The organism is Bradyrhizobium sp. AUGA SZCCT0160, assembly GCF_018130105.1.
Classification (GTDB): domain Bacteria; phylum Pseudomonadota; class Alphaproteobacteria; order Rhizobiales; family Xanthobacteraceae; genus Bradyrhizobium.
Genome location: NZ_JAFCMD010000002.1, coordinates 74,606 through 93,599, shown reverse-complemented (window position 1 = coordinate 93,599; position 18,994 = coordinate 74,606). Strand labels below are relative to the sequence as shown.

Sequence of the window (18,994 nt, the reverse complement as noted above, 5' to 3'; positions counted from 1 at the left end):
CATGGCGGAATGGCGGATGTTCTCAAGGAAGCAAATCGAGAAGGCGGCCGATCTCGCAGAGCAGCGCCGGCAGGCCGTCCGGCCCGATGCGACACCTGGCCCGGCTCCAGCCGATCCGATCCCGGACGAGCTATGGACGAGTTTGCTGACCGATTCGCGCGCGGCCGGAAAGCCGAGGGCCGCGATCCAGCATTGCCGGCTCGCCGACATTGGCCAGCATGTCCTGCGCGTCGAGTGCCAGCGCTGCGTTCGGATCGTCGAAATCCAGACGGCAGATGCGATCCGGCTCTTTGGGCAGCAAGCGCTCTGGAAAGATGTCGGGCAGCGATTGCTCGACCAGACCTGCACCAACCGCACCGGCCGGCACGAAGAGGATGGCTGCTGGCCTGATTGGAACCGATGAGGCCTTGATTAACCTCCGGGTGTCATGGTTTCTCTGGCGAAAAAGGAGCCTCCATGGCGGAAACATCAATTGAATGGACAGACGCCACTTGGAACCCCGTGGCGGGGTGCACGGTGCTGACTGCGGGCTGCACAAATTGCTATGCCATGCGGATGGCCGCTCGGCTCGATGCAATGGGCCAGCCCAAATACAAAGGGCTCACGCGAAAGAGCGGCGGCAGGTCAGTTTGGACGGGCAAGGTACGGCTCGACCACAAATCGCTCGACGTGCCGAAGTCTTGGTCAAAGCCCCGCAAGGTCTTCGTCAATTCAATGTCCGATTTGTTTCACACGGACGTGCCGCCCGACTTTATCGCGAAGGTTTGGGCGACCATGAAAGCGACCCCGAGGCACACTTATCAAATCCTGACCAAGCGGCCGGATAGAATGGCCTCGATCCTGGCTCAGCCAGAGTTTGAGATCTTGCCAAACGTCTGGCTGGGAACCAGCGTCGAGGATGGACGTGTGCTATCGCGCCTCGATGATATTCGGAAAGTGCCAGCCGCAATCCGGTTTGTTTCCTTAGAGCCTTTAATTGGCTCGGTCGCGGCCGGAGACCTCACAGATATCGATTGGGCAATTGTCGGCGGCGAAAGCGGTCCACGAGCAAGACCGATGAACCCCGAATGGGTCAGCGAGATCGAAGCAATGTGCCGGCGATCAGGCACCGCGTTCTTTTTCAAGCAGTGGGGCGGCAAGAACAAGAAGGCCGCCGGCCGGATGCTCAATGGGCAGACATACGACGAGATGCCTTCGGTCCATAGTTTTTCATGACGTACCGGTGGAATTTCTTGGCGAGATCAATGGCCGGTGCACTCGGATTGGCCACCGCCAAGAACAACGAGAATTTCTGCTGATTGATGTTGGTAAAGAGCGGTAGCGGCTCGGAAACGTATGGGAAGAGAGTTTCCATGCGACCTTTGAACCAAGTTTCGATTTGCGCCTTGGTTGCGTTGCGTCGTTCGTCAGCAGCGAATTCCGGGATCATCGTGTCGAACAATGTCTTCGCGAATAGATCGCTGGTTGGCGGCGGAAGCTCGTAAAGGTCGCGCCATGCTGGACTTAGCACTTGATCCAGTTTTTTCTGCTTTGGGCCGACACCGCTGAGCTTATTCGCAAGCTGGCTTGTGACGTCCTGGAGTGGAAATAGATACCATACATCCACACACTGCGTCTTTGCCAAGAGTTCTAGGGTCGCCCAATCGACCTGCAGTGCATAGGGATCAAGGAACACCGCCGCACGAGCACCACCAGAGGCGCCGCGTCGCCAGACCTGCCGAGAAAAAATTTCCCCAATGGCGGCGTTAGCATCGCGGTCAATGATCTCGATGTCGAGCGACCGGTTAGCGGCCTTAAGAGCGTGCAGAGCCTTGTTGTGCTGATCGTCGCTCTCATTGAAAATGAAGTGCTTGAAAGCTGGCCGAATATTCATCGCTCGTTTGGCGGAACCCGGCAGCGTTTCCGTCACCCATTGCACCGGTTGGCGCTCAAGCAGTCCGCCGGTGAGTTTTTCGTTGGTGCGATCACCGGTGCCCGCGAATACGTCAACGTACCAGAGATCAAAATTCTTCTGGCTCAGAGCCTTGGTGTAGCATTCCAAATAATAGCAGATCGCGTCGAGCTTAAGCTCGGTCCAAGCGCCGCCGAATTGATGCTCTGTCATGGTGGTGTCTCACGGGTCGCGGAAAGCGACTCGCCAACAACATTCAACTGCAGACCGGTAACAAGCACAAGCACAAAGCGAGAACTTTACACCCTTGGCGTCCATCCGGATAAGACGCGCTCGGTGCATTCAACGGCCGGCGCACATTTGCTAGAACATTTGCTAAATCGATTTTTTTGCCCTCGAATTTGAGAGCTTCGCTTCGACAAAATCTTCTTAGATTTCAAGTGGTACAGTTGGGTGGGTTCGAACCACCGACCTCCTGTTCCACAGACAGGCGCTCTAACCAACTGAGCTACAACTGCATCCTTCGCGAAGCTCCTGGAAGGATTGCTTCGACCATCTGTTACTACAGCAGGCACCATCGACTGAATGTGAGCTGGCGCACACAGTGGATCGGCTGACGAAAATGACAATCCAGCTTCGTCATTGCGAGCGAAGCGAAGCAATCCATGGCACCACTTGCGGAGGCATGGATTGCTTCGTCGCTGTCGCTCCCTTGCGCAAACGCTTCGCGTTTGTCGCAGGCAATGACGACGTAGCGAGAGTGGCTGCGACAAATTAACCCGACGGGCAAAATTCCGCTTCCCTCGTCGGGCAAATCAGCGGTTTGAATCGTCGCGTCCCGCCCGACAAGAGGGGCGTGCGCACGTCACGAACGCGCGGCGGGTTGCGGTGGACGCTGGTTCACGTCTGACGACGGCGTGGATTAAGCGTACGGCAAAACCGTGTGGTCCTGGCGCCCGTTGCAGGCGTCAAGCTGTCGGAGAAGCGCAAGCGGAAACGGCGGCGACGGAGTCAACCAGAACTCGTCTCCGGGGAGAGCGCGGCATAAGCCGTAAAGCCATTGCGCAGGGAAGGCCGGGTGTTCTCCGCTGCCCTGTATGCTCGTGTGCAGCCTACTTAGTGCAAACCGCACACGGGACCGCGGGTGCAGCGCGCACCCGGTCTTCCCTGCGCCCTCTCATTGGAGGGCGGGAAGTTTCTGGCAAAGCTCGGGCGCAATGCGTCGCGAGAATGCGAGAGTGCGTTTTGGATAATGGTGCAACAACAAAACACCGCCGTCGTCCCGGCCTTGAGCCGGGACCCATACTCCGCGGCAGAGATTGTTGTGCACGATGGTCGAGGGCTTTTCTCAACAGCAGATGACCGGGGTTATGGGTCCCGGCGTTCGCCGGGACGACATCTTCTCCATATGTTCAGTTGCGCCCTACTGCAGGACCATCAACGTGAACGGATAGACGTAGGCCTGCAATGTCACCAGTCCGCCGACCAGACAGGCCAGCACGATCGAATGCAGGAATACATAGCGAAGGATCGAGCCTTCGTGGCCGTACCAGTTGGTTGCCGTCGAGGCGACAACGATCGATTGCGCGTCGATCATCTTGCCCATCACGCCGCCGGAGGAATTGGCGGCGGCCATCAGGATCGGCGACAGGCCGAGCTGCTCGGACGTGATCTTTTGCAGATTGCCGAACAGCACGTTGGAGGCGGTGTCCGATCCCGTCAGCGCCACGCCAAGCCAGCCGAGCAAGGTGCCGAAGAAGGGATAGAGCACGCCGGTTGCGGCGAAGGCCAGGCCGAGCGTGGCGTCGACGCCCGACAGCCGCGTCAGCGTGCCGATCGCCAGCATCGCCGAGATCGTGATCAGCGAAATCGCGCACAATCTGATGGTGCGGCCGTATTCCGCAATCATCTTCACCGGCGAGAAGCTCATCAGGAATCCGGAAATGATCGCGGCGATCAGCATGCCGGTGCCGGTGAACGACAGATAGGTGAAGTCGAACAGCGCGGCTTCCGGTGTCGGCCTGGCGGCGACCGGGGGCACCTTGTTGATCAGGTTGTGCAGTTCGGGGACCTGATATTTCCAGACGAAGCTGGCGTTCGCCCAGCTCTTGAACCCGCCATTGCCCCAGATCAGCATCACCACGCAGACGATGATCCACGGCAGCAATGCGCTCCACAATTCGCCTTGCGTGAGCGGCGTCCTGTCCATCGGCTTCGGCGTCGCCATGGTCGCGGCCGATTCATCCTTGCCGCGCAAGGCGGGCGACAACCAGAGCTCCCTGGGCTGCCACACTTTCAGGAACAGGATCAGGCATCCCATCGAAATCAGCGAAGCGCCGATGTCGACGATCCAGGGGTTGATGTAGTTCGAGATCACGAATTGCGGGATCGCGAACGAGACGCCGGTGACCAGGATAGCCGGCCACACTTCCTTCATGCCCTTCCAGCCGGCAAAGGCCCACACCACCCAGAACGGCACGATCAGCGAGAACAGCGGCAATTGCCGACCGACCATCGCGCCGAGGACATAGGGATCGAGGCCGGTGACCTGGGCCAGGCCCTGGATCGGCGTGCCCAGCGCGCCATAGGCAACCGGTGCGGTGTTGGCGATCAGCGACAGGCCGGAGGCGGCCAGCGGCGAGAAGCCGAGCCCGATCAGAACCGCGCCTGTGATCGCGACCGGCGTGCCGAAACCGGATGCGCCCTCGAAAAATGCGCCGAAGGCGAACGCGATCAGGAGCAATTGCAGGCGACGGTCGTTGGTGACGCCGCCGATGGCGCGCTTCAACAATTCGAAGCGGCCGGTCTCGACCGTAATGCGGTAGAGGAAAATGACATTGAGGACGATCCAGCCAATCGGGAAGAAGCCGACCACCACACCGAGCAGCGATGCCCGGACCGACATGCCCGCGGGCATATGGTAGATGGCAATGGTGACGATGTTGGCGACGATCAACGCAATGATGGCCGCGATGTGCGCCTTGACCTTGCCGCTGGCGATCAGCACCAGGAGCGTGACCACCGGCACGGCGGCGGCGAGCGTCGACAAGGTCGCGTTGCCGAGCGGATTGTAGACTTGATCCCACATGTTCGGATTCTCCCCGGATTATTATTGGGCACCCGGCCGTGTGGACGGTCTGGTGTGCCTGGCGCCTGCGGAAACGTTGCTCTCATCCGCAAGATCGACTGCTGGTTCGGCAGTTCGCCGAAACCCGCTCACAACCTCGCGAAGTCCAGAGGTCCCCTGCCCCTCGCCGTGACAGCCATGCTAGGGTCTGACCAGCTGCCGCGACAAGTCGCCGCAGGCTGAGAAATCTACGACTTTAGTCCAACGTCAAATTCTTCCATTCTTTCAGGCCTTTAAGGCCCGCTCCCGGAGACCACCGTGAAGAATATCCGCTCGACGCTCGCGACCGTATGGCGGATCGCCGCTCCCTATTTCCGTTCCGAGGACAAATGGGCCGGCCGCGCGCTGCTCGCTGCCGTGATCACGATCCAACTGGCGCTGGTCGCGATCGACGTTCTGGTGAACCAGTGGCAGAATCGCTTCTTCAACGCGCTGCAGGAATACAATTGGGACGTCTTCGTCAGGGAGATCGGCGTCTTTTGCGTGCTGGCGAGTTGCGCCGTCGTGCTTGCCGTCTACCAGCTCTACCTCAATCAATGGCTGCAGATTCGCTGGCGGCGCTGGCTGACCCGGCACTATCTCGGCGAATGGATGCACGGCGCCAATCACTACCGCATGCAATTGCAGGGTGACGCCGCCGACAATCCGGACCAGCGCATTGCCGACGACGTCAGGCTGTTCGTCGAGCGGACGCTGGATATCGGGCTGAGCCTTTTGAATTCGGTGGTGACGCTGCTTTCCTTCGTCGTCATCCTGTGGGGGCTGTCGGCAGCCGCCCCCTTGCACCTGTTCGGCAAGGAGTACGCCATCCCGGGCTACCTGGTCTGGGGCGCGCTGATCTACGCCGTCCTCGGCACGGCGCTGACGCAATGGATCGGCTCGCCTTTGGTGCGGCTTGATTTCAAGCAGCAGCAATTCGAGGCCGATTTCCGCTTCAACCTGGTTCGGGCACGGGAGAACTCCGAGCAGATCGCGCTGTTGCAGGGCGAGCGCGCGGAGCGCCTCGGGCTTTGGGCGCGCTTCCACCATGTGATCGAAAACTGGTACGGCATCATGAGCCGGACCAAGCGGCTGACCACGTTCACCGCGAGCTATTCGCAGGCCGCGGTGATCTTTCCCTATATCCTGGTGGCACCGGCCTTCTTCGAAAAGAAGGTCCAGCTTGGCGGTTTGACCCAGACAGCGTCCGCGTTCGGCAGCGTGCAGTCGGCGCTGTCGATCTTCGTCACGATCTACCGCACGCTGGCCGACTGGCGCGCCATCATGGCACGCCTCGACGGCTTTGAAGCAGCCATCGCGAGCGCCACGGCGCTGGAGAAATCGAGCGAATCGATCGACGTCGTCGCATCTCAGGGCGGCACGGCGATCGACCTGCGCGAGCTCACGCTGCGCCTACCCAATGGCACGCCGCTGGTCTCGGCCGATGCTTTAAGCCTTCGCGGCGGCGAACGTACGCTGCTCACTGGCCCGTCGGGCTCCGGCAAGTCGACCCTGTTCCGGGCCATCGCCGGCATCTGGCCGTTCGGCAGCGGCTCGATCGCCATCCCCGCCGGCGCGTCCGTCATGATGCTGCCGCAGCGGCCCTACTTTCCGATCGGATCGCTGCATGGGGCCATCGCCTATCCCGGCGCAACCGAAACCTTCAGCGCCGATCGGGTCAGGGAAGCGCTCACCCAGGTCGGCCTGCCCAAGCTTGCCGGGCGGCTGGAGGAGCAATCGCACTGGAACCGGATGCTCTCGCTTGGCGAGCAGCAGCGCCTCGGGGTGGCGCGCGCGCTGTTGCACGCGCCGCAGTATCTGTTCCTCGACGAGGCGACCGCCTCGCTCGACGAACCCTCGGAAGCCGCGCTCTACAATTTGCTTGGCTCGAAACTGCCGCAAACCACCATCGTCTCGATCGGCCACCGTTCGACGCTCGAGGCCTTCCACCAGCGCCACGTCGCCATGGTCCGCGACGGCGACCAGTTCACGCTGCGGGAAACGGTCAGCGCCCAGCCGGCGTAAGCCTGAGAGAAGCTGTTGCAGCCCCTACAACCAGCGCCGTCCCAAAAGCAAAGGGGCGGCAGATTGCTCTGCCGCCCCCAGATCTTCGCGAAGAAGATATTACTTCAGGTTGGTCAGCGCGGTCAGGTCAGCCGAGAGCTTGACGATGCCGGCTGCGCCGCACCAGTTCGAACCCACGCCGGACGGATTGATCGCAGTGACGTTGGTTCCGGTAAAGGCATTGATTTCGCCGCGAGCGGTGAAGTCGCTGGTGAAAGCGTTGCAATCGCCCTTCGACAGGTTGGTGTCGGAGTAACGGAAGTCCAGCGTGAACACCTTGTAGGTGAAGCCGACGCCGATATTCCAGGTGTTGTAGTCGGCGTAGTTGATGCCGTTCGGGAATACCGCGGTCCCGTAGAACGAGTCCGAGGTGCCCAGCCACTGGCGGCCGAACTCACCCGACACGTACATGCCAAGGCCGCTGGCGCCGAACCAGGCGCTCGGCGCGATCGCCTTGCCGACGATCGAAGCATAGGTGCCTTCGGCGCCGCTGTTGAGGAAGCTCGGCGTATAATAGGCGGTGCCGCCCAGCGAGAAGTTGTCGTTGAAGGTGTAGTTCACCTTGCCGTAGATCTCGAAGAAGCTGACGTCCTTCTTGAGCACGTTGAGATTGAGCAGGGTGTTCGCCTGGCATTCGGCGCTGAGCGGAACGCCGGCGAAATCGGTGACAGCGCCGCCGCCATATTGGCAGGTTCCACCCGGATAGAGGTAGCCCCAGGCGCCGACATCGAAGGCAAATGCGCCAACCGTCAGGCGGGCACCGCCGTAGGCGTCGACTTCAGCGGCTGCACGGTTGGGGAACGAGATGCTCGCAGCGGCCAGGCCGACGTACAGCTGGAAGTCCTTGGTGACGTTGTAGCGCGGCTCGAAATAGGCGTTGACCGACGGCTTGTGGTTGGACTGGGTGATACCGCGGAAGATGTAATCGTTGGTGATGCCGGCGCCGAAGGCGATATCCCAGGGATCGAACGCGACAGGCGGCGGGGCCTTCACCGCCTTGACCCGCAAGTCCGCCGCGAGGGCCGAACCCGATACCATTGCCAGCGCCGTTGCTAACAAAGCCAGTTTCTTCATGACGATCCCCATCACCTTCTAGAACAGTCCCGTTCCGGTGGCCCCCCAGGGCAAGCGATAACCGACTGCAACCAAACTCAACGGCAATCTGGGACGTGCTGTCATGGGCGTGAAGCAAAAAAGACAATCATCTGCCGCCTTTTTAGGCGTTCTGCCTGTTTCGGAAAATGTTGTCTGCGGGTGTTGCATTCCCACAACAAGTTTGGCGGCCTTCGTGCCGGTCAGACGACATCTGGAACCGGCAAAACAAGGGGATCAGCTCCCGCTTGCCTGAACAGCGGCCGAATCAACAGCCTCCGTAGAAATCCGTGGTGAAATCGATCCGCCGGCCGGCCTCAAGAAAAAAGCCGCAGCGGTGGACGCTGCGGCTTTCCGATTAATCGACCTTGACGGGCCGCGGACGACCTAGTGCTGATCGCCGCCATTGGACGAGCCGGAGCCCCATGACGGGGTCGATGCCTCCGAACTCGGTGTTGCCCAGCTCGGAGCGGGCGCAGCTTCGGGCTCTGGCGCCGGAGCCGCCACCGGGGCTGCCGCCTTCGGCGCGGCAGGCTTGGCGGCGGCTTTCTTTTTCTTCGCCGGGCTCTTCGCCACAGCTTTCTTGGCGGATTTCTTGGCGGCCTTCTTCGGCGCTGCCTTCTTGGCGGATTTCTTTGCGCTCTTCTTCGAAGCCTTCTTGGCCGATTTCTTTGCCGACTTCTTGGCGGCCTTCTTCGACGACTTCTTCGCAGATTTCTTCTTCGCCGCTACCGCCTTCTTGGCCTTTTTAGCCTTCTTGCTTTTCTTGCTCTTCTTCGCTTTAGCCATCGTGGTCCTCCTGTTGCCGCTGGTCGTGTCAGTCGAGCGCTCGAATAGTCGGCCGATCGATTAGTTCAATGCTGGCCTTGTCAGTCCAGACCCCTTCAATTCGGGTTTTCGACCTCCTGTCGCCCAATCGAGAAGCTCAATCGTGTGCACCACAGGAACTGACGTACCGCCGGCAATCTGCACCATGCACCCAATATTGCCCGCAGCGATCATGTCCGGTTTGACTGTCGCAATATTGGCGATCTTGCGATCGCGCAATCTGCTCGCAATGTCAGGCTGGAGAATGTTGTAGGTCCCCGCCGAACCGCAACACAAATGGCTCTCGGGTACATCTTTCACCACGAATCCATTCTTGGAAAGCAATTCTTTCGGCGCGTGCGTGATTTTCTGTCCGTGCTGCAGCGAACAAGCCGAGTGATAGGCGATGGTGACGTCGCCTTGCTGGCTCGATGGATGCAGATCGATGCCGGCGAGATACTCGGTGATATCCTTTGTCAGCGCGGATATTCGTGCAGCGGGGCCGGCGAACTCACGGTCCTCGCGCAGCATGAAACCATAGTCCTTGATGACCGTGCCGCAGCCCGACGCCGTCACCAGGATGGCGTCGAGGCCACCTTGTTCCGCTTCGCGCTGCCAGACCGTGATGTTGGCGCGGGCGCGCGCCAGTGCGTCGCCGTCCTGCCCGAGGTGATGGGTGAGCGCGCCGCAGCATTGTTCGTCCCTGACCAGCACCACCTCGATGCCGTGGCGCGTCAGGAGATTGATGGCGGCCTGGTTGATGCGCGGCGCCAGCACCTGCTGGGCACAGCCCTGCAGCAGCGCCACCCGCCCCCGCTTGTCGCCAACGGCCGGGAAAACACTGCCGGCGGCAGGCCCCGGCGCCGGGAGGCTGCCGGGCGCGAGCGCCAGCATCGCCTTGATCCGCCGCAGCAGGGTGGGCGTCGCCGATGCGGTCTTCGGTGTCGGCAACAGGCCAGCGAACGGCCGGCCCAGCCGCGCCATGATCATGCTGGCGCGGAACAGACCCGGCCGCGGCAGCACAAAGGCCAGCACCGCGCGCAAGACCCGCTCGCCCAGCGGTCTGGAATAATCCCGCTCGATCCTGACCCGCGCCTGATCGACCAGGTGCATGTAGTTCACGCCCGATGGGCAGGTCGTCATGCAGGCGAGGCAGGACAGGCAGCGGTCGATATGCTTGACCACCTCCTTGGTCGGCGGGCGGTCCTTCTCCAGCATCTCCTTGATGAGATAGATCCGGCCACGCGGGCTATCGAGTTCGTCGCCGAGCAGCACGTAAGTCGGACAAGTCGCCGTGCAGAACCCGCAATGCACGCAGGCGCGCAGGATCTTGTCGGCTTCAGCGATGTCAGGATCGGCCAGTTGGGCGAGAGAGAATTCGGTTTTCATGTCGCGACCGCCCGCAGCAAGCGGCCCCGGTTGAGGATGTTCTTGGGATCGAAGCTCGCCCGGACGCGCTCGCTCAAGGCGGCCACGCCGCCGGATTGCGGATGGAACACGTCGACATTGCGCCGCACCAGTTCGGACGCCCGGACCAGCATCGCATGACCGCCGGCGGCATCGACGCGCGCCCGCAGCAGCGCCGCGTGCGCGTCCGGCCTGGGCGGCAACGCCGCCCAGATCAGCCCGCCGCCCCAATCGTAGATCACGTCGCCGCCGGTGTCGCGCGAAAGCTGCTGCCCGAGCGCGCCGCCGGACGCCGGCGGACACACGATCCGCCACACCGGCCACGCCCCCAGCGCGCCTTGGGCGGCAAACGGCAGGACATCGCGGATCGAACTCCAGATCGCGGCCGAAACAGCGTCTTGCAGGACCTCCACGGTGCCGAACGGCGCCAGCGTCTTGCCGAGCGAGCCGGCGCGGTCGGCGGCGGAAGCCGCGATGCCTTCGAGCCGCAGCAGCGTCGTCGCCTGCCCCGGCGCTCCGAGCCCGGCCAAGCCGCCGGCCGCGGACCGGAACGCCTGATGCGGCAGATGCGCCGCACCCGACACGTCGTAGGGCGAGCCTAGCGCCGCTGTCATCGCCCGGTTGGCGGTGACATCGTCGAGCCCGCGCAGCACCAGCGTGCGTTCGCTTTCGGGTTTCGGCATCACCTTCAACGTCACTTCCGTCATGACCGCCAGCGTCCCCCACGACCCCGCCAGCAATTTGCAGAGATCGTAACCGGTGACGTTCTTCACCACCTTACCCCCGGTTTTGAAACTGTCGCCGAAGCCGGACACCGCATGCGCCCCCAACAGATGATCGCGGGCGCCGCCGGCCCTGATGCGGCGCGGGCCGGCAAGGCCTGCGCCGATCATGCCGCCGATGGTGCCGGCGCCGGAGACGCCGAGCAGCGCCGACGTGTCCATCGGCTCGAACGCGAATTGCTGGTTCTTAGAGTCGATCAGCGACAGCACATCGGCAAGCGGCGCGCCCGCCTGCACCGTGATGATCAGCTCGTTCGGCTCATACGCCGTGACTGCATTCAGCGCCGACAGTTCGAGCACGGCGTTGGTCGCCATCGGCTGGCCGACCAGGCGCCGGGAGCCATGGCCGATGATCTCCAGCGGCTGCTCGCTGGCGATCGCCGCCCGCACCACCTGCTCGACGTCCTTGGCGTCTCGTACTCTTGGGGTGTCCACTTGCGCCTGCTTCAAAATCGGGGAAGTTCGGGGAATGCCAGCCGGCCGCCGTGCACGTGCACGCGGCCGAGTTCGGCGCAGCGGTGCAGGGTCGGAAACACCTTGCCGGGATTGAGCAGGCCTTGGGCATCGAACGCGCATTTCAGCCGCTGCTGCTGGTTGAGGTCGATCTCGCTGAACATTTCCGGCATCAGGTCGCGTTTCTCGATGCCGACGCCGTGCTCGCCGGTGAGCACGCCGCCGAGTTCGACGCAGCAGCGCAGGATGTCGGCGCCGAACGCCTCGGCCCGCTCCATCTCGCCGGGCTGGTTGGCATCATAGAGGATCAAGGGATGCAGATTGCCGTCGCCGGCATGAAACACGTTGGCGACGCGCAGGTCGTATTTGGCCGAGAGGTCGCGGATGCGGGCCAGGGCCTTCGGCAGCGCGCCGCGTGGAATGGTACCGTCCATGCAGAGGTAATCAGGGGAAATCCGGCCCACCGCCGGAAACGCCGCCTTGCGGCCGGCCCAGAACAGGTTGCGCTCGGCTTCCGACGTGGAAATCTGCAGCGTGGTGGAGCCGCAGCCTTTGGCGATGGTCTCGACGCGGCCGATCAGTTCATCGACTTCGACGCCGGGACCATCGAGTTCGATGATCAGGAGCGCCTCGACATCGAGCGGGTAGCCGGCATGGACGAAGGCTTCGGCGGCGTGGATCGCCGGTTTATCCATCATCTCCATGCCGCCCGGGATGATGCCGGCACCGATGATGCGGGCCACGCATTCACCGGCGGCCTCGACCTCGGCGAAGCCGACCATCAGCGCGCGGGCGGTTTCCGGCTTCTGCAGGATCCGCACCGTGATCTCGGTGATGACGCCAAGCAGGCCCTCGGAGCCGGTGATGATCCCCATCAGGTCGTAGCCTGCGTTCTCGGCCGACTTGCCGCCGATACGCAGGATTTCCCCTGACATCAGCACGATTTCGCAGCCCAGCACATTGTTGGTGGTCATGCCGTATTTCAGGCAATGCACGCCGCCGGAATTTTCCGCGACATTGCCGCCGATCGAGCAGGCAATCTGCGACGAGGGATCGGGCGCGTAATAGAACCCGGCATGCGCCACCGCCTGGCTGATGGCGAGATTGGTCACGCCGGGTTCGGTCACCACCACACGGTTGTCGAAATCGATCTCGCGGATCCGCTTGAATTTGCCAAGACCGAGCAGCACGCCATCGGCCAGCGGCAGCGCGCCGCCGGACAGCGAGGTGCCCGAGCCGCGCGGCACCACCTTGATGCCCTGCTCGCAGCAATATTTCAGGACCTTGGAGACCTGCTCTGTCGTGTCGGGCAACACCACGACCATCGGCGGCTGCCGATAGGCCATCAGGCCGTCGGACTCGTAAGGCAGCATCTCGGCTGCGCTGTCGATCACGCCCTCACCCGGCACGATCCCCCGCAAGGCGGCCACAATGGCGTCGCGGCGATCCAGAACGGCCTGATCGGAAGCCGGCATCATAATGGCCATGCGTTTCCTCCAGGGCCTAGCGCGTTATCGATTTGTCGCGGTAAATCAAGCACGTCTGGGCGCATTTGGGTAGGCCACCACACCAATGTCGGATTGCCTTCCCCCCAAATCGTGAGTTCGCTCTCGGGCAAGCCTGCGAGGCCGGAACCTGTCAAAGTTTCGTGGCTTGTCCAATCGGAACGAGCCTGCCAAAAGCAATCGACCCCTAGGGAAAGAGACGAAGAGCACCACATGAAAACACCGATCTTGGGTACGCTGGTTGTTGTCACCTCATTGATGGCCGTGTCGGGCGCGCTGGCGCAGGACGTCACTGCCGGCAAATCCTCGTTCAACAAATGCATGGCCTGCCATGCGATCGGCGAAGGCGCCAAGAACAAGGTCGGGCCGGAGCTGAACGGGCTCGAGGGCCGCAAGTCCGGCACCACGGCAGGCTACTCCTATTCGGAGGCCAACAAGAATTCCGGCATCACCTGGAGCAAGGATGTGTTCCTCGAATACATCAAGGAGCCGAAGGCGAAGATTCCCGGCACCAAGATGGTGTTCGCCGGCATCAAGAACGAGAAAGAGGCGGGCGACCTCTGGGCGTTCCTCGCGCAATACGATAAGGACGGCAAGACCAAGTAGCGGCTGTCGAATATCGCGATTCCAGAGCTTCGGTTCTGACTAAAGCAGAGCCGAAGCTCCGGCTTCTGGTTTGACGCGTTCTTGACGCAACCGCTATCCGCCCCCGGATCAGCTCCCAGGGGCATGCTCGCTCACAAACGCTTTAATTCGCTGCGGCCGCGGTGTTCTGGGCCATTTTGCCTATCATGGCTTCGATCTCGGAGATCACGAGGTCAGGCACCGCGTTCTGCACCATGTGACCGAGGCCGGGCAGCACGATCAATTTGACGTTCGGGGCGGTCGCCGCCAGCGGCCGCGAATGGATGTTGGTCGACACCGTCTTGTCGATATCGCCGGTGACGATCGTGATCGGCGCCTTGATACTGGCATAGCGCGGCGCCTGCTCGGCGACGGCCGCCTTCAGCGTCACCAGATCGCGCGCATTGGCGAGAAACTCGCGCGGACGCAGCAATAGCGAGCTTGCGGTGTTTTCGACATATCCATCCGGGACCGGTTGCGGCAAAAACACACCGCGGACGCCAGAACTGATGAGGAGTTTGCCCAGCGGCAGCGTAATCGTATAGGCCAGCAACGGGCCGATCACGGGCGTCGCGACGATCTTGTTGTAGCGTCCGACGCCGCCCGGCCACGGATAGGCCACCGGCGCCAGCATCACCATGCCGGCGACGCGCTCCGGATAATCCAGCGCCATGCGCGCGCCGAGCGCGCCCGCCCAGGAATGCACCACCAAGATCGCACGCCCGATGCCGAGCTTGGCCAGCGCCTCGTCAATCATCCGTCCCTGAATGTCGGGCGTTGAATCCTCAAGATTGGCGCGCGTGCTCCAGCCGTGGCCGGGACGATCGATCAGGATGACGCGATGGCTCTTCGCAAGCCGCTCACCCACCGGCTGGCGCATCACCTCGAGGTTTGAACTGGCGCCATGCAGCATCACGATCGGAAGGCTGGCCGAATCGCGCGGGCCGATATCGACAATGTGAAGAGTCGCGCCGGCAACCTCGACCATCCTGCCCTGGGCGGGATGGGCCCGCTGCGTCAGCCACACCCCGCCCTGCGTGACAAACGCCAGGATCACCAGCGCCGCCACAACGATCGCTATCACCATCGAAAATGTCCGAATGATCTTTGGCACCAACGAGATACGACCGGAATGGGTGCGGGTTTCGGGAGTTCTCCACAGTCCGCCCAACCCTGTGGATAGCGGGGTCATACTGCCGTCACTGGGCTTTTTATACAGTCACGCTAACACTTTCGCCATGTGTCGACGTGTTTGATCGAGGTGTGGCCGAAACCTGAAACTTGTACCCAAAATTCACAGGAACGCAGGCGAAGACCACACATTGTTCCACGGTACAATCGGAGGACCACCCATGATTTCCGACGCAAGCGAAGCGGCCATCGACCAGATCGTAGCGACCTGCAACGGCGACATGCGCGGCGCGCTGAAGGCGCTTCTGCTGGTCAATGAACAGCTGGAAGCGGAACTGGCGCAGTTCTACGCGGCGGCAGGCCTCGACGGCATGGCGCGCGGCAGCAACGTGCTGCACTAGGACGTTACGCGAACCGGTATTGCCCCCCCGGATCCTGATCTGGTCCGACTTGTTTAGTCCGACTTGTCCTCATCCCCCGCTTCGGAGGAAGGCTGTTCTACCTTCGGACAAGCGCTGAGGGTGGTGCGTGCGAGTTTGGCATCGTCGAGCGATCGATAGGGCCCGCTGCCGAACCAGATATTTCCGCCGACCTGCGCGTTGATCACGGGATTGCTGGTGACGATCTCGCATTTGTTGGCCGCGCGGTCGCCGACCACCCAATAGTCTGCGCCGAAAGCGCTCGTGCCGGCAGTGACAATCACCGCGCCGGCCAGCAGCAATGATTTCATGGCTTCGCTCCTGACAAGCTGACGGCCGATAATAATGCGTTGGCGGGAAACGTTCCGGCCTGTCCGGAAACAGGGTTAACCGCGACGGAGCACAGCGCTTCTGATTGAATCAGATATCGCGGCCCTCGACCTTTTCGGTCAGCGTCTTGACCAGTTCCGGCACCTTTTCGAGGTATGGGTTGACCGCGAGGGCCTTGCGGAACGCTTCCAGCGCGCGCTTTTCCTCGCCGATGTCCTGCATGATCATGCCGAGGCCGGCCAGCGCCCCGAAATGGCGCGGTTCGCGGACCAGCACCTGCCTTATGTCCTCGAGCGAATGGGCGTAATCGTTCTTCAGGTAATACAGCGTCGCGCGCCGATTCCAGGCTTCGACATAATCGGGTCGCAGCTTGACCACGGCATCCAGCAGCTTGAGCGCGACATCGGCCTTCTGCGCGTCCATGGCCGCCTTGGCGCGCACCATCAACAGCGCCGCGGTATCGCTCGGGGTCTGCATCCACAGCGCCCAGATCCGCGCCTCGACATGCTTGGCGCTGGCCTCATCGGGCGCAGCCTTCAGCGCGCCGAACAGGAAATCTAGACCGCGCGTCCGATCGGCGCCGACCTTCGGCAGTTTGCTCGGCGCTTCCGGCAGCTTCTTTTGCTGCTTGGGCGGCGGGATGATTCGGGGATCGTTCTGGGCAAACGCCATCACCGGCACGGCTGTCATGACAGCGGCGACAAGGATCGCGATCCGGCAGTTAGGAGCTTGCAGGAATCTCAAAGCCATGGGGCAAGTCTAGACGCACAAAAACGAGCTGCAAAGCAGCACGTCGTCAAAGACCTGTGAAGCGGGACGGAATCTAAGGGCGAAAAGCCGACCTCAGCCCTGACGGGCCTTGAAGCGGCGCTGCACCTTGTTGATCACGTAGACCCGGCCCTTGCGGCGGACCAGACGGTTGTTGCGATGGCGACCGCGCAACGATTTCAGCGAGTTACGGACCTTCATGGGACAATCCTGATGCGTTGAAAGGCCGTGATGGAGGCCGAACCTGCGCTACCCGAAAGTGGCAAAATGAGATTTTTCCCGCCAGCGGCCATACCGCCCGGGACGGGGCGGTTTCTAAGCCATCGCGGGGGAGAATGTCAATCAACCCTGCGAAATCCCGCCCACCTGCTTCGGGGGGCCGCTAGCCAGCTGATTCTCCAGCGATTTTTCTCGAGAATCCAGCGTCAATTAGCCCCAGAATTTGGACCCCGGTGCCAGCGCGAACCGTATAAGAGGAATCGCTCCCTTGCGTCGCCGACGACGCCTCCCCCGCAGAATGGAACCGACCTCCTTATGACGACCGCTCCCCGGCCGACCGTCAAGACTGCGGTACTGCCCCCTGACGCCGCGATTAACCTGCCCCCAAGCGCCAGGCTGCTGCTGCCTGCCGGCGTGCTGCCGTATCAGCTCAACTGGCCCTACATTCTGGGGATCGGCGCCTACCACGCCCTGGCACTGCTGGCCTTGCTGCCAGGCTATTTCAGCTGGAGCGGCCTGATCGTCGCGATCGTGGGCACGCATCTGTGCGGGCTGTTCGGCATCAACCTTTGTTACCACCGGCTGCTCACCCATCGCGGCCTGAAATGCCCGAAATGGCTGGAGCACAGCATGGTGGTGATCGCGATGTCCTGCCTGCAGGAAACGCCGGCGCGCTGGGTCGCGATCCACCGCCGCCACCATCAATTCGCCGACCAGCAGCCGGACCCGCACAGCCCGCTGGCAAGCTTCTTCTGGGCCCATATCGGCTGGATCCTGGTGCATCAGCCGGAGCTGTCGCGGCTCGGGATCTATGAGCGCTACGCCAAGGACATTTTGCGCGATCGCTTCTATGTCGCGCTGGAACGCCATAACTGGCTGATCTGGATCAATCTCATTCAAATGCCGCTGTTCTTCGCCGCCGGATTCGCCGTGGCCTGGCTGTTTGGCGCAACGCCGGCCGAAGCAACGCAGACCGGCCTCAGCATTCTCCTGTTCGGCGTCTTCGTCCGCACCGTGCTGGTCTGGCACATCACCTGGGCTGTCAATTCGGTGACGCATGTCTGGGGCTACCGGAACTACGAGACCGACGAGGACAGCCGCAACAACATGATCGTCGGCCTGATCTCGAACGGCGAAGGCTGGCACAACAACCACCACGCCGATCCACGCTCAGCGCGCCATGGTCATCGCTGGTGGGAGATGGACAACACCTGGCTGACCATTCGCTTTCTGGCGTGGCTCGGATTGGCGACCGACGTGGTGCCGCCGAGCAAGCACCTTGCCAGGCAACCGGCCGGGAGCAAGCTGACAACGCGGGGATCGACGGGCGTGCCTGAATAAGAGCCCGGACTCAAAATCGCGAAAACAACCCATGCAAAGAAAGGAACCCCTTGAAAAGAAAGGGGCCTCCAGCATGGATACTTTGCCCGCGAAAAACATTTGACGCGTCGGGCAAATCACCGGCAGGACGATATCATTGCGCAACTTTTGAGCCATTCGGCGCGTGCTGGCCAAAAAATTCCGACAATTGGATTAGGCGGTAATGTCGAGATTGTCGCCGACGCCGGGGCCAGGATCGGCGGGCGAGGCCTGCTCGGCCGCACGCGTCTCGGCCGCGATTTTCTCCGCATCTGCTTTGGCGCTGGATCTCAGGACGGTGGTCGCGATTTGCAGCTGCTTACTCTCGTCCTGAGTGGCGAGAATGCCGCTGACCATGGTCGTGATATCCATACGCGACGCTCCAACGCGGGCAGACTACCGGGCGGACGTTGCAGCCTACCGGGCGGAGGTTAATGTCTCGTGTCCTCATCGTCGCCGACGACAAACGCGCGCCCGCCAGCGCGTGGTGAAACAGAGACCCCGGTCATGTCCGCTCATCGCGAGCCTAGCGGACCTCGCAGAGTGAACGGAAGGCTAAACTGATCATTGTCCAAAAGGCTTACTACCAGCTGCTGCTAACTCGAAATGGGTAGTTTCCTCATCGAAACCGAATTGCGATTATGCAGGGCAATTGCGGTGGCCGCCAAGGACGGAGCAATCGCAAATGTCCATTCAATTCTGTCAATGTCCTCAGTTGCTACCGTTCTCATGGCTGGCAATGTCCAGGCCAAGAGCATTCCTCCGGAAGGCCCCGTCTCCGCTACATTCACCGCCACGCATTCTAGCCCCCAAGCCGATGTCGATCGGCATCGGCAGAGAGTGAACCAGGTACGCGCCATCTCTTCGTCCGTCAGCGGACTGCGGTGATCAATCGATCCGAGCGCATCTTGCCGAGTCTTGCGTTGTCGCACCGCTCGGACCCAGGGGTGTCTATCACTCGGTAAACGAGAAACAGCGATCTTTGATCCTTGATCAAAAGGTCATGGTGGACGATCCAACTGCCTAGTCCAGGCGCC

General features: G+C 61.8%; 18 protein-coding genes and 1 tRNA gene. 7 read left to right on the top strand and 12 right to left on the bottom strand.

Going from position 1 to position 18,994, the window contains the following annotated elements; translation table 11 throughout:
* The first annotated feature begins 16 nt into the window (after positions 1 to 16).
* Positions 17 to 403 (top strand): hypothetical protein, encoded by a 387-nt coding sequence (locus JQ558_RS04020; RefSeq protein WP_249142338.1) that lies wholly within the window; start codon positions 17 to 19, stop codon positions 401 to 403.
* A 53-nt stretch (positions 404 to 456) separates the two neighbouring features.
* Positions 457 to 1,215 carry a DUF5131 family protein gene (locus JQ558_RS04015; RefSeq protein WP_212292954.1) on the top strand — a complete coding sequence of 253 codons (759 nt, stop codon included), beginning with the start codon at positions 457 to 459 and terminating at the stop codon, positions 1,213 to 1,215.
* Here JQ558_RS04015 and tcmP read toward each other — a convergent pair.
* The 3 genes from tcmP to JQ558_RS04000 form a co-directional block, all read right to left on the bottom strand.
* Positions 1,166 to 2,104, bottom strand: a complete 939-nt coding sequence (gene tcmP, locus JQ558_RS04010; RefSeq protein WP_212292953.1) for a three-Cys-motif partner protein TcmP — start codon at positions 2,102 to 2,104, stop codon at positions 1,166 to 1,168. The two genes, JQ558_RS04015 and tcmP, sit on opposite strands and share 50 nt — an antisense overlap.
* A 228-nt stretch (positions 2,105 to 2,332) precedes the next feature.
* Positions 2,333 to 2,409 (bottom strand) — tRNA-His (locus JQ558_RS04005).
* 905 nt (positions 2,410 to 3,314) lie between these two features.
* Complete coding sequence (locus tag JQ558_RS04000; protein ID WP_212292952.1) at positions 3,315 to 4,979, bottom strand: L-lactate permease; 1,665 nt, start codon at positions 4,977 to 4,979, stop codon at positions 3,315 to 3,317.
* A gap of 297 nt (positions 4,980 to 5,276) precedes the next feature.
* On the opposite strand from JQ558_RS04000, the gene JQ558_RS03995 reads away from it, so the two are divergent.
* Positions 5,277 to 7,022: an ABC transporter ATP-binding protein/permease gene (locus JQ558_RS03995; protein ID WP_212292951.1), complete on the top strand. Its 1,746-nt coding sequence runs from the start codon at positions 5,277 to 5,279 to the stop codon at positions 7,020 to 7,022.
* A 99-nt stretch (positions 7,023 to 7,121) separates the two neighbouring features.
* Here JQ558_RS03995 and JQ558_RS03990 read toward each other — a convergent pair whose 3' ends face one another.
* Positions 7,122 to 8,135 (bottom strand): TorF family putative porin, encoded by a 1,014-nt coding sequence (locus JQ558_RS03990; protein ID WP_212209609.1) that lies wholly within the window; start codon positions 8,133 to 8,135, stop codon positions 7,122 to 7,124.
* A 424-nt stretch (positions 8,136 to 8,559) separates the two neighbouring features.
* Between JQ558_RS03990 and JQ558_RS03985 the strand changes: the two genes are divergently transcribed.
* Positions 8,560 to 9,006, top strand: coding sequence for a hypothetical protein (locus tag JQ558_RS03985; protein WP_212209608.1), 447 nt, complete (start codon positions 8,560 to 8,562; stop codon positions 9,004 to 9,006).
* Here JQ558_RS03985 and glcF read toward each other — a convergent pair.
* Genes glcF through JQ558_RS03970 form a run of 3 tightly spaced genes read right to left on the bottom strand, consistent with a single transcriptional unit; the run spans position 9,003 to position 13,089 of the window.
* Positions 9,003 to 10,349, bottom strand: a complete 1,347-nt coding sequence (gene glcF, locus JQ558_RS03980) for a glycolate oxidase subunit GlcF (RefSeq protein WP_212292950.1) — start codon at positions 10,347 to 10,349, stop codon at positions 9,003 to 9,005. The two genes, JQ558_RS03985 and glcF, sit on opposite strands and share 4 nt — an antisense overlap.
* Positions 10,346 to 11,584 carry an FAD-binding protein gene (locus JQ558_RS03975; protein WP_212292949.1) on the bottom strand — a complete coding sequence of 413 codons (1,239 nt, stop codon included), beginning with the start codon at positions 11,582 to 11,584 and terminating at the stop codon, positions 10,346 to 10,348. The genes glcF and JQ558_RS03975 overlap by 4 nt, the downstream gene beginning before the upstream one ends.
* A gap of 11 nt (positions 11,585 to 11,595) precedes the next feature.
* A complete protein-coding gene (locus JQ558_RS03970) occupies positions 11,596 to 13,089 on the bottom strand; it encodes an FAD-linked oxidase C-terminal domain-containing protein (RefSeq protein ID WP_212209605.1) in 1,494 nt (497 codons plus the stop codon).
* A gap of 231 nt (positions 13,090 to 13,320) precedes the next feature.
* Here JQ558_RS03970 and JQ558_RS03965 point away from each other — a divergent pair, with 231 nt between their 5' ends.
* Positions 13,321 to 13,713 (top strand): cytochrome c family protein, encoded by a 393-nt coding sequence (locus tag JQ558_RS03965; RefSeq protein WP_212209604.1) that lies wholly within the window; start codon positions 13,321 to 13,323, stop codon positions 13,711 to 13,713.
* 142 nt (positions 13,714 to 13,855) lie between these two features.
* Here the strand turns inward: JQ558_RS03965 and JQ558_RS03960 are convergent, their stop codons facing one another.
* The gene (locus JQ558_RS03960) at positions 13,856 to 14,818 is read right to left on the bottom strand and encodes an alpha/beta fold hydrolase (RefSeq protein ID WP_212292948.1); all 963 of its coding nucleotides are present in this window, start codon (positions 14,816 to 14,818) and stop codon (positions 13,856 to 13,858) included.
* Between the two features lie 265 nt (positions 14,819 to 15,083).
* Here JQ558_RS03960 and JQ558_RS03955 point away from each other — a divergent pair, with 265 nt between their 5' ends.
* On the top strand, positions 15,084 to 15,263 hold the full coding sequence (locus JQ558_RS03955) for a hypothetical protein (RefSeq protein WP_211993733.1): 180 nt from the start codon (positions 15,084 to 15,086) through the stop codon (positions 15,261 to 15,263).
* Positions 15,264 to 15,316: 53 nt separating this feature from the next.
* On the opposite strand, the gene JQ558_RS03950 is transcribed toward JQ558_RS03955, so the two are convergent.
* From JQ558_RS03950 to ykgO, 3 genes are all read right to left on the bottom strand, one after another.
* Positions 15,317 to 15,592, bottom strand: a complete 276-nt coding sequence (locus JQ558_RS03950) for a hypothetical protein (RefSeq protein WP_212209602.1) — start codon at positions 15,590 to 15,592, stop codon at positions 15,317 to 15,319.
* Positions 15,593 to 15,701: 109 nt separating this feature from the next.
* Positions 15,702 to 16,361, bottom strand: a complete 660-nt coding sequence (locus tag JQ558_RS03945) for a tetratricopeptide repeat protein (protein ID WP_192738964.1) — start codon at positions 16,359 to 16,361, stop codon at positions 15,702 to 15,704.
* 93 nt (positions 16,362 to 16,454) lie between these two features.
* Entirely contained in the window at positions 16,455 to 16,580 is a 126-nt protein-coding gene (gene ykgO / locus JQ558_RS03940; protein ID WP_002718645.1) for a type B 50S ribosomal protein L36, read from the bottom strand.
* A 333-nt stretch (positions 16,581 to 16,913) separates the two neighbouring features.
* Here ykgO and JQ558_RS03935 point away from each other — a divergent pair, with 333 nt between their 5' ends.
* The gene (locus tag JQ558_RS03935) at positions 16,914 to 17,939 is read left to right on the top strand and encodes an acyl-CoA desaturase (RefSeq protein WP_212292947.1); all 1,026 of its coding nucleotides are present in this window, start codon (positions 16,914 to 16,916) and stop codon (positions 17,937 to 17,939) included.
* A gap of 192 nt (positions 17,940 to 18,131) precedes the next feature.
* Here JQ558_RS03935 and JQ558_RS03930 read toward each other — a convergent pair whose 3' ends face one another.
* The gene (locus tag JQ558_RS03930) at positions 18,132 to 18,329 is read right to left on the bottom strand and encodes a hypothetical protein (protein ID WP_212209599.1); all 198 of its coding nucleotides are present in this window, start codon (positions 18,327 to 18,329) and stop codon (positions 18,132 to 18,134) included.
* Positions 18,330 to 18,994 lie beyond the last annotated feature (665 nt).